The sequence below is a fragment of the Comamonas granuli NBRC 101663 genome (genome assembly GCF_000739995.1).
GTDB lineage: Bacteria > Pseudomonadota > Gammaproteobacteria > Burkholderiales > Burkholderiaceae_C > Simplicispira > Simplicispira granuli.
Genome location: NZ_BBJX01000012.1, coordinates 14660 through 28722 on the forward strand (window position 1 = coordinate 14660; position 14063 = coordinate 28722).

The window sequence follows — 14063 nt, forward strand, 5'->3', positions numbered from 1 at the left end:
ATGCCCATCGTGGGGCGGGGAAGGGTGTCCATGCCTGAGTTACCTGAAGTGGAAGTGACCCGGCGCGGAATTGCGTCCGTGCTGCAGGGGCTGCGGATCGAGGCGGTGGTGCTGGGCAAGCCGCTGCGCTGGCCCCTGGGGGTCGAGCCGCAGGCCCTGGCCGGATGCACGGTGACCGATGTGCAGCGGCGCGGCAAGTACCTGCTGCTGGTGCTCGATGCCGGGATGCTGCTGGTGCACCTGGGCATGTCGGGCAGCCTGCGTTGGCGGCCCGGGCCGCCGCTGCCGCCCGGGCCGCACGACCACTTCGATCTGGTCACCGCGCGCGGCACGCTGCGCCTGCATGATCCGCGGCGCTTCGGCGCCGTCGTGTACGTGCAGGGCCTGCAGGACCCGCAGGCACGCAAGCTCCTGGGGCGGCTGGGGGCCGAGCCCCTGTCCGAGGGCTTCCGGTTCGAGGACTGGTTCGCCGCCTTGCGCCAGAGCCGCCAGGCCATCAAGCCCTTGCTGCTGTCCGGGCGGGTGGTGGTGGGGGCGGGCAATATCTACGCCTGCGAGGCGCTGTTTCGCGCAGGCATCCGGCCGACCACGCCGGCCGCGCGCATCGGCCCGGTGCGGGCGCGGCGGCTGTACGATGCCCTGCGCGCCGTGCTGGGCGAGGCGGTGGATTGTGGTGGCACCACGCTGCGCAATTTCTCGGGGGCGGGCGGGGATGCCGGGCATTTCCAGGAATATGCCCAGGTGTACGGGCGCGAGGGCCAGCCCTGTCGCACCTGCGGCACCCCGGTGCGCATGCTGCGCCAGGGCCAGCGCAGCAGCTATTACTGTCCGCACTGCCAGCGTGCCTGACGTGGACCCGGTCTGAGGCAGCGAAACCACGTTTGCGGGCCGCAAGGCGCATGCTGGTGGTCGCCGGTGCTATATTTTGCGTCTATTCAGGGTGGATGACCCATAGACCATCGGGAGCAAAGTGGGACCCTCATTCAACGAGCAGTTCGAGCAGCATGGCGCCTGGCGCCGTGCGTTTGCGCGCCAGCTCCAGCAATTGGGCGAATGGCTGGCTGCCAATGAGCTCATGGACGCCGCTGTGCAGGAGCGCCTGCAGCGGCTGGAGGGGCAATTGCGCACGGACCGCATCGTGGTCGCGTTCGTCGCCGAGTTCTCGCGCGGCAAGTCCGAGTTGATCAACGCCCTGTTCTTTGCCGACTATGGGCGGCGCATCATGCCGGCCAGCGCCGGGCGCACCACCATGTGCCCCACCGAGCTGGGCTATGACCCCGATGTGCCGCACGGGCTGCGCTTGCTGCCCATAGAGACGCGCATGCAGATGCAGAGCCTGGCCGAGTGGCGCCTCAAGCCCGAGCGCTGGGTTGAGGCGCCGCTCCAGGTGGGCGACGCCGACCAGATCGCGCGCGCCCTGGAGAAGGTCGCGCAAGTGCGCAAGGTGAGCGTGGACGACGCCCGCGCCATGGGTTTCTGGCATGACGACATGCCCGAGGAAAACCCCGCCCAGGATGCGGCCGGCCTGGTCGAGGTGCCCATGTGGCGCCATGCCATCATCAACCTGCCCCATCCCTTGCTCAAGCAGGGCCTGGTGATTCTGGATACGCCGGGCCTCAACGCCGTCGGCGCCGAGCCCGAACTCACGGTCAATCTGATCCCGCAGGCGCACGCGGTGGTGTTCATGCTGGCGGCGGACGCGGGTGTCACGCGCTCGGATCTGGCCATCTGGCGCGAGCACCTGGCGGCCACGTCGCAGACGGCGGATGCACGCCTGGTGGTGCTCAACAAGATCGACGTGCTGTGGGATTCGCTCAATTCCATGCAGCAGATCCAGGAGCAGCTCCAGCGCCAGCGCCAGACTTCCGCCGAAATGCTGGGCGTGCGGCTCGACCAGGTCATCCCCGTCTCGGCGCAAAAGGGGCTGGTGGCCAAGATCCAGTGCGACGACGTGATGCTCGAAGCCAGCGGCCTGCCCGCGCTGGAGGACGCGCTGGCGCACGGCATCATGGGGCAGCGCCAAGGCATATTGCGCGCCGCCATCGCCGGGGGCATCGCCAGCCTGCGCACCGAGACCACGCGCGTGCTCAACATCCGCAGGCGCGACCTGGACGAGCAGATGCTGGAACTGCGCAGCCTGCGGGGCAAGAATGCCTCGGTCATCCACGCCATGCGCAACCGCATCGAGCAGGAGCAGCACGAGTTCGACCGCAGCAGCTCGCGCATCCATGCCGTGCGCGCCGTGCACCACAAGCTGCTGCGCGACGTGTTCCAGCGGCTGGGCTCCAAGGCCCTGAAGGAGCAGTTGGCGCCGCTGATGACTGGCTTGCAGCAAAAAGGCATCAAGCTCGGCGTGCGCAAGCAGTACGAAGACACCTTTCTGCAGTTGCGGGGAACGCTTGACGCGGTGCAGGCCGCGGCGACCGAGATCCAGGCCATGCTCGAAGGGAGTTTCCGCCAGCTCAATGCCGAATTCGGGTTCTCGCTGCAGGTTCCTCCCGTGCCCTCCCTGGACGGCTTCGTCCGCGAACTCGCCGATATCGAGCACGGCCACCTGCAGTACCTGGGCGTGGGCAATGCCCTCAAGCTGCTGCAGATGGAGTTTGCCGAGCGGCTGGGCCGGGCGCTGTCCATCCGCGTGCGCGCCGTGTTCGAGTCGGTGGCCAATGATCTGGAACTGTGGAGCAAGTCGGCCACGGCGCAGCTCGATGCGCAATTGCGCGAGCGCAAGCGCAGCTTTGCGCGGCGCATCGAGGCGGTCGATCGCATCCAGCAGGCGGCCACCGGCCTGGAGGAGCGCATCGCCGAAATCGAGGAGGGCGAGGCCGATCTGCGGCGGCTCGACGCCCACCTGCAGCAGCAGGCCGACCAGTTGCTGGCGCTGGCGGCAGACCCCGCCGAAGTCGAACACCACGACATCTTCTCCGTCGCATGAGTGCAGCGCCGGTGGCCGGTCTGGTCGTGCGCTGGCAGGCGCAGCATGGGCGCTCGGAGCTGCCCTGGCAGCAAACACGCGACCCCTACCGCGTCTGGCTGTCCGAGATCATGCTGCAGCAGACGCAGGTGGCCACGGTGCTCGATTACTACGCGCGTTTTCTTGCACGCTTTCCCGACGTGCAGACCCTGGCCGCTGCCTCCAGCGATGAGGTGCTGGCCCTGTGGAGCGGGCTGGGCTACTACAGCCGGGCGCGCAACCTGCACCGCTGCGCGCAGCAGGTGGTGCAGGTGCACGGCGGCCAGTTCCCGCGCACCGCCGAAGCGCTGGCGGACTTGCCGGGCATAGGCCGTTCCACGGCGGGGGCCATTGCGGCGTTCTGTTTCGGTCAGCGTGCGCCCATTCTGGATGCCAACGTCAAGCGCGTGCTCACGCGGCTGCTCGGTTTTGGCGGCGACCTGGCGCAGGCGGCGCAGGAGCGCACGCTCTGGCAGCATGCCGAGGCCTTGCTGCCGCGCACCCATCTGCAGCAGAGCATGCCGCGCTACACGCAGGGGCTGATGGACCTGGGAGCCCTGGTCTGCCTGCCGCGCAACCCGCAGTGCGCGGCCTGCCCCTTGCAGGCGCACTGCGTGGCGCGTGCCGAGGGCGAGCCTGAGCGTTACCCGGTGCGCACGTGCAAGCTGGCGCGCAAGGCCCAGGCGTGGTGGCTGCTGCAACTGGAGGATGGTGCGGGCCGCATCTGGTTCGAGCGCCGCCCCGAGCGCGGCATCTGGGCAGGCTTGCACTGCCTGCCGGTTTTCGGCAGCCGCGCGGCCTTGCTCGATGGGGTGGCCCAGGCGGGAGGCAGCCTGGGAATCGAGTACCCGGCGCTGCTGCACGTGCTCACCCACCGCGATCTGCACCTGCACCGCGTGACGGCCCGTGTGCCGCAGCCGCCGCCCGGCATGCAGGGCGGCGGCTGGCACCATCCGCAGGAGCTCGCCGCACTGGGCCTGCCGGCACCGGTGCGCAGGCTGCTGCAGGAAGCCTGAAGAAGACGCTGCTCAGCGGCCGTCGAGTTCACGGTGGCGGCGCAGCGTGGGCCAGTGGGGGCGAAAATGCTGCGCCAACTGCTCCACCAGGTAGACCGAGCGATGCTGGCCGCCGGTGCAGCCCACGGCCACGGTCACGTAGCTGCGGTGGTTGCGCGCCATGGCGGGCAGCCAGTGGTCCAGGAAGGCCGTGATGTGCTGCTGCATGGTGGCGACCTCGGGTTCCTGCTCCAGAAAACCGATGACGGGCGCGTCCAGGCCGGTGAGTTCGCGCAGCTCGCTCTCGTAGTACGGATTGGGCAGCATGCGCACGTCGAAGACGTAGTCCGCATCGACCGGGACGCCGCGCTTGAAGGCGAAGGACTGGAACACCAGCGACAGCGTGCCCTTGTCCGTGCCGATCAGATCCTTGATGTAGGCCTGCAACTGGGAGGCGCGCAGGTTGCTGGTGTCTATCACATGGGCCTGTTCGCGCAGCTCGGCCAGGAGCTCGCGCTCGAGTTCGATGACAAGCGCCAGCGCCTGCCGCCCCTTGGCCTGCTCGGCGCCGAACAGCGGGTGGCGCCTGCGGGTCTCGGAAAACCGGCGCACCAGCGTGCCGGTGGAGGCGTCCAGGAAAATGCACAGCACCGAGCAGCCCTGCTGGCGCAGTTGCGCCAGCCGCGCAGGCACCTGCGGCAGGGACGTGGCGCTGCGCACGTCCATGGCGATGGCCAGGCGGTTGCCGTGGTGCTGGTGCTCCAGGGCGACGAAGGGCTGCAGCAGTTCGGGCGGGAGGTTGTCCACGCAGAAATAGCCCGCGTCCTCCAGCGCCCGCAGGGCAATGGACTTGCCCGAGCCCGACATGCCGGTGATGAGAACGATTTCCATCATGGTTCAGCCGCGCTCGTGCGCTGGTGCGCCCAGCATCTCGCGCGCGTGGGCCAGGGAATGGGCGGTGGGGCGCTCGCCACCGAGCATGCGCGCCACTTCGGCGACGCGCGCCTCGTCCTGCACGGCCGTCACGCTGCTGGTGGTCGGTTCGCCCCGGCGCTTGGTGACCACCAGGTGGTGGTGCGCGCAGGCTGCCACCTGCGGCAGGTGGGTGACGGCCAGCACCTGCCGGTCCTGGCCGATCTGGCGCATCAGGCGGCCCACGCTGGCGGCCACGGCGCCGCCCACGCCGGCGTCCACCTCGTCGAAGATCAGGGTGCCCGCGCGGCCCAGGGTGCTGGTGGCCACGGCAATGGCCAGCGAGATGCGCGAGAGCTCGCCGCCCGAGGCGATCTTGCCGATGGGCCGGGGCGTGGCGCCGGGGTGGCCCGCCACGAGGAAGTCGATATCGTCGATGCCGTGGGCAGCGGGCGCAGCCGCCTTGCGCAATTGCACCACGAAGCGCCCGCCGGCCATGCCCAGATCCTGCATGGCGGCGGTGATTTGCTGCGAGAGCCGGGGGGCGGTCTGGGCGCGGGCCTGCGAGAGCGCCTGCGCTGCGGCCTCGTAGGCCTGGGCCTGGGCGCGCGCCTCCTGCTCCAGTGCGGCCAGGTCGCTGGCGGCGTCCAGGCGCTGCAGGGCCTGCTGCCAGGATTGGCGCAGCGCCGGCAGCTCCTCGGGCGGCCGCTTGTAGCGGCGCGCCAGCGCGATCCACTCGGCCACGCGGGCGTCGAGCTGTTCCAGGCGCGCGGGGTCGATGTCGGTGTGGGCCAGGTAGGCGTGCAGGCTGCGCAGCGCGTCATCGGTCTGCGCCAGGATGGAGGCCAGGGCGGCGGCCAGGTCCTGGAAGGCGGGTTCGAGGTGCTCCTGCCGCTGCAGCACGTCGAGCGCGCGCGCCAGGTGGTTGCGTGCGCCGCCGTCTTCGGCGTCCAGCCATTCGCGTGCGGCGTGGGCCGCCTCCAGCAGCGACTGCGCGTGCGTGAGCCGGGTGTGCTGGGTGTTGAGCTCGGCCCACTCGCCGGCGCCCGGGTCGAGCTTGTCCATCTCGGCCAGTTGCCATTGCAGGCGCTCACGTTCCTGCTGCAACTGGTCCTGGGCGGCGCGGGCGTCCGCGCAGGCCTTCAGGGCCGCTTGCCAGCGCGTCCAGCAGGCGGTCACCGCCGCGCACGAGGTACCCGCGTAGGCGTCGAGCAGGTCGCGGATGGCGCCTGCGCGCATCAGGCTTTGCCACGCATGCTGGCCGTGGATGTCGAGCAACTGCTCGCCCAGGTGGCGCAACTGCGTGGCCGTGGCGGGCAGGCCGTTGATCCATGCCCGGCTCTTGCCCGCCGCGTCGATGGTGCGGCGCAGCAGCAATTCCGGCGTGGCCTCGAAGCCGGCTTCCTCCAGCCAGGGGGCGAGGTGGGGCGGCAGATCGAATTCCGCGCACAGGTCGGCGCGTGCGGCGCCTTCGCGCACGCAGGCCGCATCCGCCCGCGCGCCCAGGATGAGCTGCAGCGCCTCCACCAGGATGGACTTGCCTGCGCCGGTCTCGCCGGTCAAGGCCGTGAAGCCTTCGTGCAGATCGAGTTCCAGCGCCTGCACGATGACAAAGTCGTGCAGCACGATGCGTTTGAGCGCCATGCTCAGGATCCCCCTTCGTTCCAGCGCAGCTTTCGGCGCAGGGTGTCGAAATAGTTCCACCCGCGCGGGTGCAGAAAGCGCACGCAGTGCTCCGAGCGGCGCACGATGACGCGGTCGCCGTGCAGCAGCGAGGCGAGCGACTGCATGTCGAAATTGGCGCTGGCGTCGCGCCCGCTGACCAGTTCGATGGCGATCTCGGAGATGTCGGCCAGCACGATGGGTCGGTTGGACAGCGTGTGCGGCGCGATCGGCACCAGCACCCAGCCCGGGATGGAGGGGTGCAGCATGGGGCCACCGGCCGACAGGGCATAGGCCGTGGAGCCCGTGGGCGAGGCGATGATCAGGCCGTCGGCGCGCTGGTTGGCCACGAAATGGCCGTCCACCTCCACGCGCAATTCCACCATGCCCGAGGTCGCGCCGCGGTTGACCACCACGTCGTTCATGGCCAGGGCGTTGAACACCACGCGCCCCTCGCGCAGCACCTGGGCCTGCATCAGGGGGCGGTGGTCCTCCTCGAACTCGCCGTGCAGCATGGGCATGAGGGTGGCGCGGTAGTTCTCCAGCGGGATGTCGGTGACGAAGCCCAGCCGCCCCTGGTTGATGCCGATGAGCGGCGTGCCGTGGCGCGCGAGCTGGCGCCCGATGCTCAGCATGGTGCCGTCTCCGCCCACCACCAGCCCCAGGTCGCACTGTGCGCCAATGGCGTCGGCGTCCAGCGTGTCGTACTGCGTCATGCCGGCCAGGTCTGCGGTCTGCGCCTCCAGCGCCACCTCGCAGCCCTGGGCGTGCAGGAAGTGGGCGATGTCGTCCAGCACCTTGCGCGCACCGCGGGCGGCTGCGTTCGCCGCCGGGTTCTGGTACTTGCCGATCAAGGCCACATGGCGGAAGTGGAGTTTCATGCCGAAATTACATCATTAAAATGAAGCGATGCTCGACGACCGTGCCAAGTTGTTGCTCAAGACGCTGGTGGAGCGCTATATCGACGAGGGCCAACCCGTGGGCTCGCGCACGCTGTCGCGGGCCTCGGGGCTGGACCTGTCCCCCGCCACCATCCGCAATGTGATGGCCGACCTGGAGGAGCTGGGCCTGATCGCCAGTCCGCACACCTCGGCCGGGCGCATCCCCACCGCCCGGGGCTACCGCCTGTTCGTGGACACCATGCTCACCGTGCAGCGCGAGCAGATTCCCTCGCTCCCCCTGGCGCCCGAGCAGCCGCAGAAGGTCATCGCCAACGCTGCGCAGATGCTCTCCAACCTCTCGCAGTTCGTGGGCGTGGTCATGGCGCCGCGGCGCACCTCGGTGTTTCGCCAGATCGAGTTCCTGCGCCTGTCGCAGCAGCGCTTCCTGGTCATCATCGTCTCGCCCGATGGCGACGTGCAGAACCGCGTGATCGTCTCGGAGACCGACTACACCCAGTCGCAACTGACCGAGACGGCCAACTACCTCAACACGCACTACGCCGGCATGGCCATGGAGAAGGTGCGCGAGCGCCTGCGCACCGAGGTCGAGTCGCTGCAGGGCGAGATCGCCGCGCTCATGCAGGCGGCCGTGAACGTCAGCTCCGAGGCGCTGCACCAGGCCCAGGAGGAGGTGGTGATTGCCGGCGAGAGCAAGCTGCTGGCCGTGAGCGAGTTCTCGCGCGACATGGGCAACCTGCGGCGCGCGTTCGAGCTGTTCGAGCAGAAGACCCAGATCCTGCGCCTGCTCGACGTCTCCAGCCAGGCGCAGGGGGTGCGCATCTTCATCGGCGGCGAGAGCCAGGTCGTGCCGTTCGAGGACCTCTCGGTCGTGAGCGCGCCCTACGAGGTCGACGGCCAGGTCGTGGGCACGCTGGGCGTGATCGGCCCCACGCGCATGCCCTACGACCGCATGATCCAGATCGTGGACATCACCTCGCGGCTGGTCTCCAACGCCCTGAGCCACCAGCGCTGAGGGGTGCGCTGCGGCCGGCCCGGCGAGGGCCGGGGGCGCGGTTAGAATCCAGGCCTGTTTTTCAGCACGCCACCCGGCTTTGCCCTGGGTGCGGGTGCTGCGGGCCTCTAGCTCATGCTTGGTTAGAGCAGCGGACTCATAATCCGTTGGTGCGGGGTTCGACTCCCCGGGGGCCCACCATGCAACATGGCAAGGCCACGCCGTTTCGGGCGCGGCAGGGCGTGCGCCGGTCCGGGGCTCCTCTACAATTTGCGGCCCGTTTTTGCATTCAGCCGCTGCCCATGACCGAAAAATACCGCCCGAGCGCCGCCTTGCGCCCCTTGCCGTCCCTCATTTTTGCCAGCCGTTGGCTGCAGTTGCCGCTCTACCTGGGGTTGATCGCTGCGCAGGCCGTGTACGTGTTCCATTTCTGGGTGGAGCTGGTGCATTTGCTGGAGGCCGCTTTCGGCAATGCCGAGGCGCTGCAGGCGCTGGTCGCCAACCTGGGCTACAAGGCCGATGTGCAGGTCACCCGACTCAACGAGACCATCACCATGCTGGTGGTGCTGGGCCTGATCGACGTGGTGATGATCTCCAACCTGCTCATCATGGTCATCGTGGGCGGGTACGAGACTTTCGTCAGCCGCATGAACCTCGAAGGCCACCCCGACCAGCCCGAATGGCTCAACCACGTGAACGCCTCGGTGCTCAAGGTCAAGCTGGGCATGGCCATCATCGGCATCAGTTCGATCCACCTGCTCAAGAGCTTCATCAACGCCGCCAACTACGACGTGAAGGTGCTGATGTGGCAGACCATCATCCACAGCGTGTTCCTGCTGTCCGCGCTGGCCATTGCGCTGACCGACCGCCTGATGGGCCACTCCGCGCACGACGCCGACCACTGAGCGCCGCACGCCAGGGGTGGCCTATTCCTGCGCCCCCTCGATCACGAACTGCACCTTGCGCTCGCCGCGCCATTCGTTGACGTCCAGGCGCCAGGCGAGCAGGGCGCGCGCGGGCAGGGGCTCGGTGCGGCCGAACCAGATGCCGTCCACGGGCGCGCCCTGGTGGCGCAGCTTGAGCGAGAGGTGGCGCTCGCCCACCAGGCGCTGGCCCAGCACCTCCACCTCCTCGCTGAACAGGGGCGGCGCAAAGCCCTGGCCCCAGACTTCGCGCTGCAGCGTGTCGGCCAGGTCGGCGCGGCGCCATTCGGGGGCCAGGGGGCCGTCGGTCTCCAGGCGGCGTGTGAGGGTGGCGGCGTCCAGCCATTCGCGGGCGACCTGGGCCAGGGCCTGCTCGAACTCGGCAAAGCGCTCGGCGGGCACGGTGCAGCCCGCGGCCATGGCGTGGCCGCCAAAGCGCAGCAGCACGCCGGGGTGGCGCTTGGCCACCAGGTCCAGCGCGTCGCGCAGGTGAAAGCCGGGAATGGAGCGGCCCGAGCCCTTGAGCTCATGCGCCTTGCCCGGCGCGCCGCTGGCGGCAAAGACGAAGGTGGGGCGGTGCAGCTTGTCCTTGATGCGCGAGGCGACGATGCCCACCACGCCTTCGTGGAAGTCGGGGTCGAACACGCTGACGGCGGGCGGGGGCTCGTCCTGCGCGCCAAACCGGTCTTCGGCCAGCAGCAGGGCCTGTTCGCGCATGCCGCCCTCGATCTCGCGGCGTTCGCGGTTGATGGCGTCGAGCTGCTGCGCCAGGTGCTCGGCGCGCGCGGCGTCGTCGGTGAGCAGGCATTCGATGCCCAGCGTCATGTCGGCCAGGCGCCCGGCGGCGTTGATGCGCGGACCCAGCGCAAAGCCGAAGTCGAAAGTGGTGGCCAGGGGCGGCTGGCGCCCGGCTACGCGCAGCAGGGCGGCAATGCCCGGCGGCATCTGCCCGGCGCGGATGCGCTTCAAGCCCTGAGCCACCAGGCGGCGGTTGTTGGCGTCCAGACGCACCACGTCGGCCACCGTGCCCAGGGCGACCAGGGGCAGCAGGGGCTCCAGGCGCGGCTGCTGGGCGGCATCGAACACGCCGCGCTGGCGCAGTTCGGCGCGCAGTTGCATGAGCACGTAGAACATCACGCCCACCCCGGCCAGGGACTTGCTCGCAAAGTGGCAGCCCGGCTGGTTGGGGTTGACGATGGCCTGGGCCGGCGGCAGCTCGGCGCCGGGCAGGTGGTGGTCGGTGATGAGCACGGCCAGGCCCAGAGCGCGAGCCTGGGCCACGCCCTCCACGCTGGCGATGCCGTTGTCCACGGTGATGAGCAGGTCGGCGCCGCGCTCGTGCACGCGCCGGGCGATGGGCGGGGTGAGGCCGTAGCCATCGACCACGCGGTCGGGCACCAGGTAGTCCACATGGCGTGCGCCCAGCAGGCGCAGGCCGCGCACGGCCACGGCGCAGGCGGTGGCGCCGTCGCAGTCGTAGTCGGCCACGATGCACAGGCGCTGGTCGCGCGCGATGGCGTCGGCCAGCAGGCGCGCGGCCTCTTGCACGCCCTGCAGTCCGCCGGGCGGCAGCAGCTGGGCCAGGCTGTCATCCAGCTCGCCCGGCGCCTGCACGCCGCGCGCGGCATACAGGCGCGCCAGCAGCGGGTGCAGGCCCGCCTGCTCCAGCGCCCAGACGGCGCGCGGGGGGATGTCTCTCGCTATTATTTTCATAGCTGCTCGCGCACGTCTGCAAAGCGCTGGGGCCGCAAAAAGCTTTGAAGCTTCTGCCCCAGGCTGCGCGGTGCCGTGTGCCAGGTGAGCGCGCCGCGCTCGCCGCACAGGGTGAGCCGCACGGCCTGGCCCTGCGTGGCCTGGGCGTGCAGCCGGGCCAGGGGGCCGGCGTCCAGCGCCTGCCAGGCGGCGGCCCAGGCGGGCCAGTCCTCGCGCAGCGCGGCGTCCTGCAGGGTGGTATCGACCTGGGGCGCTGCGCCGGTGGCGGGGGGCGGTGCGTCCAGACGGCCCGCGCCGTGCACCCAGAAGGCGTTGACGGGCGGCAGGCCCTGGGCCTCGCGCGCGTCGTTCAGGGGGTGGGTGTAGAGCAGCATCTGCATCTCGCTGTGCAGGCGGCGCAGCGGGTGGGCCTTGTGCTCGCCGGGCAGCCAGTGCGAGACGTCGCGGTGCAGCACGCGCTCGACCGACGCCGTGGCCAGGCCGGCCAGCACCTCGCCTTGGGCCAGCCAGCGCGTGGGGCGGTCGTAGTGCAGGGTGATGCCGTCCTGTGCAAACCAGGGCGCCAGCACTTCCAGCAGCGCGCGCGCGGCGGCTTCGTCCAACTGCAGCGCGGCCGGGTCGGCCAGGGTCACGTGGTCGGTGCGCACCTGCCAGTGGCAGGGCGTGATCCAGGCCCAGGCGCTGTGCAGGGCGTCTGGCGTGCGGCCGCGCAAGTAGACCTCCCAGGCGGCCCAGGGGGTGCGACCGTCGTCCTCGGGCAGACCCAGGGCGCGCGCCAGCACGCGCTCGTGCGGGGCGCTCAGCGCGTCTTCGGGGGTCTGGGTGTTGTCTTGCAGGCTCAGGCGCTGGAGCAGGGCGTCCAGGTGCGGCAGGCGCAGGGCCTGCAGGGCCTGGCGGCAGGCGTCGCCGGGGTGGGCGGCGCTGGGGAGGATGAGGTGCGGGGTGTCCGGCATGCCCGGTATTTTGCGGGATGCCACAATCGCGCTCTCATGCAGATCCCCTACGAACTGGCCCTGGGCTGGCGCTACACGCGCGCGGGCCGCGCCACGCGGCGCAATGGCTTCATCTCGTTCATCTCGGGCGTGTCCATGCTGGGCATTGCGCTCGGGGTGGCGGCGCTCATCATCGTGCTGTCGGTGATGAACGGCTTCCAGAAAGAGGTGCGCGACCGCATGCTCAGCGTGGTCTCGCACATCGAAATCTTCGCCCCCGGCGGCGCGGCCCTGCCCGACGTGGCGCGCACCCTGCAGGAGGCGCGTGCCAACCCGGCCGTGGTGGCTGCCGCGCCCTTTGTGGCGGCGCAGGCGCTCTTGGCGCGCGGCGAGGACATGAAGGGCGCGCTGGTGCGCGGCATCGACCCGGCGCGCGAGCCCGAGGTCACCGATCTGCTGGCAGGCGCCCAGGGCGACACGCTGGCCCAGCTCGTGCCCGGCGCATTCCGCGTGGTGCTGGGCGGTGAGCTGGCGCGCATGCTGGGCGTGCGCGCGGGCGACGTGGTGACGCTGATCGCGCCCACCGGCCAGGTCACGCCGGCGGGTGTGGTGCCGCGCCTCAAGCAGATGCAGGTGGCCGGCACCTTCGACTCGGGCCACTATGAATACGACTCCACGCTGGTGCTGCTGCACCACGAGGACGCCGAGCGCATCTTCCGCCTCGAAGGCCCCACGGGCATTCGCCTGAAGCTGCGCGACCTGCACCAGGCGCACGCCGTGGCGCAGGAGCTGGCCCACTCGCTGAGCGGCGACCTGCGCATCCGCGACTGGACGCAGCAGAACCGCACCTGGTTCGCCGCCGTGCAGCTCGAAAAACGCATGATGTTCATCATCCTCACGCTCATCGTGGCCGTGGCGGCGTTCAACCTCGTCTCCACGCTGGTGATGACGGTGCAGGACAAGCGCGCCGACATCGCCATCCTGCGCACCCTGGGCGCGAGCCCGCGCAGCATCATGGGCGTGTTCGTGGTGCAGGGGGCGATGGTGGGCGTCATCGGCACGCTGGCCGGGCTGGTGCTGGGCCTTTCCATCGCCTTCAACATCGACGTGATCGTGCCCGCCATCGAGCGCCTGCTGAGCGCCAGCTTCCTGCCCAAGGACATCTACCTCATCAGCCGCATGCCCAGCGACCCGCAGAGCGCCGACATCGTGCCCGTGGGCGTGATCTCGCTGGTGCTGGCCTTCGTGGCCACGCTGTACCCGAGCTGGCGCGCCAGCCGCGTCAACCCTGCGGAGGCCTTGCGCTATGAATAATGTAGCTGGTGGCGCTCATCCAGCAAGCGCTGGAGGCCCGGACGTGGGGTTTCGCCAAAATGCCTTCAAAAACCAGGTGGTGCTGCAGGCCCGCGGCCTGACCAAGCGCTTCACCGAGGGGCGCCTGGACGTGAGCGTGCTGCAGGGCGTGGACCTGGAAGTGCACGCAGGCGAGACGCTGGCCATCGTCGGTGCCTCGGGCTCGGGCAAGAGCACGCTCTTGCACCTGCTGGGCGCGCTGGACGCGCCCACTGCGGGCAGCGTGCACCTGCAGGGCCAGCACCTGGCGCAGCTCTCGGCGGCGCAGCAGGGCGCGCTGCGCAACCAGCACCTGGGTTTCGTCTACCAGTTCCACCACCTGCTGCCCGAGTTCAGCGCGCTGGACAACGTGGCCATGCCGCTGCGCATCCGGCGCCTGCCGTACGAGGAATGCACGCGCCGCGCCGCGCAGATGCTCGCACACGTGGGCCTGGCCGGGCGCGTGCAGCACCGCCCGGCCGAGCTGTCGGGCGGCGAGCGCCAGCGCGTGGCCATTGCCCGCGCTCTGGTCACCCAACCGGCCTGCGTGCTGGCCGACGAGCCCACGGGCAACCTCGACCGCGCCACGGCCGAGGGCGTGTTCCAGCTCATGCTGCAACTGGCGCGCGAGCAGGGGACGGCGTTTGTCATGGTGACGCACGACGAGACGCTGGCGGCGCGGTGTGACCGGGTGCTGCGGTTGGTGGCCGGGCGGTTGACCTGAAAGGTGCATCACCACCGCACCGCA

12 protein-coding genes and 1 tRNA gene are annotated in these 14063 nt (G+C 70.0%); 8 read left to right on the forward strand and 5 right to left on the reverse strand.

The window, feature by feature from the left end; all coding sequences use genetic code 11:
* Positions 1–30 precede the first annotated feature (30 nt).
* The 3 genes from mutM to mutY all read left to right on the forward strand — a co-directional run bounded on the left by mutM (position 31) and on the right by mutY (position 3969).
* The gene (mutM, locus tag CGR01S_RS12585; protein WP_042427663.1) at positions 31–849 is read left to right on the forward strand and encodes a bifunctional DNA-formamidopyrimidine glycosylase/DNA-(apurinic or apyrimidinic site) lyase; all 819 of its coding nucleotides are present in this window, start codon (positions 31–33) and stop codon (positions 847–849) included.
* A 121-nt stretch (positions 850–970) separates the two neighbouring features.
* Complete coding sequence (locus CGR01S_RS12590; protein ID WP_042427666.1) at positions 971–2935, forward strand: dynamin family protein; 1965 nt, start codon at positions 971–973, stop codon at positions 2933–2935.
* Positions 2932–3969 carry an A/G-specific adenine glycosylase gene (gene mutY / locus CGR01S_RS12595; RefSeq protein ID WP_042427669.1) on the forward strand — a complete coding sequence of 346 codons (1038 nt, stop codon included), beginning with the start codon at positions 2932–2934 and terminating at the stop codon, positions 3967–3969. The genes CGR01S_RS12590 and mutY overlap by 4 nt, the downstream gene beginning before the upstream one ends.
* 12 nt (positions 3970–3981) lie before the next feature.
* On the opposite strand, the gene rapZ is transcribed toward mutY, so the two are convergent.
* The 3 genes from rapZ to CGR01S_RS12610 are packed head-to-tail and all read right to left on the reverse strand — an operon-like array spanning position 3982 to position 7403.
* On the reverse strand, positions 3982–4842 hold the full coding sequence (gene rapZ / locus CGR01S_RS12600; RefSeq protein ID WP_042427673.1) for an RNase adapter RapZ: 861 nt from the start codon (positions 4840–4842) through the stop codon (positions 3982–3984).
* A 3-nt stretch (positions 4843–4845) separates the two neighbouring features.
* Positions 4846–6504, reverse strand: a complete 1659-nt coding sequence (gene recN / locus CGR01S_RS12605; RefSeq protein WP_042427675.1) for a DNA repair protein RecN — start codon at positions 6502–6504, stop codon at positions 4846–4848.
* 2 nt (positions 6505–6506) lie between these two features.
* Positions 6507–7403, reverse strand: a complete 897-nt coding sequence (locus tag CGR01S_RS12610; RefSeq protein ID WP_042427678.1) for an NAD kinase — start codon at positions 7401–7403, stop codon at positions 6507–6509.
* Positions 7404–7431: 28 nt separating this feature from the next.
* Between CGR01S_RS12610 and hrcA the strand changes: the two genes are divergently transcribed.
* The 3 genes from hrcA (at position 7432) to CGR01S_RS12625 (ending at position 9320) form a co-directional block, all read left to right on the forward strand.
* The gene (gene hrcA / locus CGR01S_RS12615; protein ID WP_042427681.1) at positions 7432–8436 is read left to right on the forward strand and encodes a heat-inducible transcriptional repressor HrcA; all 1005 of its coding nucleotides are present in this window, start codon (positions 7432–7434) and stop codon (positions 8434–8436) included.
* Between the two features lie 101 nt (positions 8437–8537).
* A tRNA-Ile gene (locus CGR01S_RS12620) sits at positions 8538–8616 on the forward strand.
* A 101-nt stretch (positions 8617–8717) separates the two neighbouring features.
* Positions 8718–9320, forward strand: a complete 603-nt coding sequence (locus CGR01S_RS12625) for a YqhA family protein (RefSeq protein WP_042427684.1) — start codon at positions 8718–8720, stop codon at positions 9318–9320.
* A 21-nt stretch (positions 9321–9341) separates the two neighbouring features.
* On the opposite strand, the gene recJ is transcribed toward CGR01S_RS12625, so the two are convergent.
* Complete coding sequence (gene recJ / locus CGR01S_RS12630; protein WP_042427687.1) at positions 9342–11051, reverse strand: single-stranded-DNA-specific exonuclease RecJ; 1710 nt, start codon at positions 11049–11051, stop codon at positions 9342–9344.
* On the reverse strand, positions 11048–12004 hold the full coding sequence (locus CGR01S_RS12635; protein ID WP_042427690.1) for a phosphoglycerate mutase: 957 nt from the start codon (positions 12002–12004) through the stop codon (positions 11048–11050). The genes recJ and CGR01S_RS12635 overlap by 4 nt, the downstream gene beginning before the upstream one ends.
* A gap of 36 nt (positions 12005–12040) precedes the next feature.
* Between CGR01S_RS12635 and CGR01S_RS12640 the strand changes: the two genes are divergently transcribed.
* Both CGR01S_RS12640 and lolD read left to right on the forward strand, forming a co-directional pair.
* Positions 12041–13297 carry a lipoprotein-releasing ABC transporter permease subunit gene (locus CGR01S_RS12640; protein WP_042427692.1) on the forward strand — a complete coding sequence of 419 codons (1257 nt, stop codon included), beginning with the start codon at positions 12041–12043 and terminating at the stop codon, positions 13295–13297.
* A 79-nt stretch (positions 13298–13376) separates the two neighbouring features.
* Positions 13377–14039, forward strand: coding sequence for a lipoprotein-releasing ABC transporter ATP-binding protein LolD (gene lolD / locus CGR01S_RS12645; RefSeq protein WP_439644746.1), 663 nt, complete (start codon positions 13377–13379; stop codon positions 14037–14039).
* The last annotated feature ends 24 nt before the right edge of the window (positions 14040–14063 follow it).

Excerpts from the sequence above, each read along its gene's own strand:
- CGR01S_RS12640 (WP_042427692.1), top strand. The coding sequence starts at position 12,041 with ATGCAGATCCCCTACGAACTGGCCCTGGGCTGGCGCTACACGCGCGCG.
- mutM (WP_042427663.1), top strand. The coding sequence starts at position 31 with ATGCCTGAGTTACCTGAAGTGGAAGTGACCCGGCGCGGAATTGCGTCC.
- recJ (WP_042427687.1), bottom strand. The coding sequence starts at position 11,051 with ATGAAAATAATAGCGAGAGACATCCCCCCGCGCGCCGTCTGGGCGCTG.
- rapZ (WP_042427673.1), bottom strand. The coding sequence starts at position 4,842 with ATGATGGAAATCGTTCTCATCACCGGCATGTCGGGCTCGGGCAAGTCC.
- hrcA (WP_042427681.1), top strand. The coding sequence starts at position 7,432 with ATGCTCGACGACCGTGCCAAGTTGTTGCTCAAGACGCTGGTGGAGCGC.
- mutY (WP_042427669.1), top strand. The coding sequence starts at position 2,932 with ATGAGTGCAGCGCCGGTGGCCGGTCTGGTCGTGCGCTGGCAGGCGCAG.
- CGR01S_RS12610 (WP_042427678.1), bottom strand. The coding sequence starts at position 7,403 with ATGAAACTCCACTTCCGCCATGTGGCCTTGATCGGCAAGTACCAGAAC.
- recN (WP_042427675.1), bottom strand. The coding sequence starts at position 6,504 with ATGGCGCTCAAACGCATCGTGCTGCACGACTTTGTCATCGTGCAGGCG.
- CGR01S_RS12635 (WP_042427690.1), bottom strand. The coding sequence starts at position 12,004 with ATGCCGGACACCCCGCACCTCATCCTCCCCAGCGCCGCCCACCCCGGC.
- CGR01S_RS12625 (WP_042427684.1), top strand. The coding sequence starts at position 8,718 with ATGACCGAAAAATACCGCCCGAGCGCCGCCTTGCGCCCCTTGCCGTCC.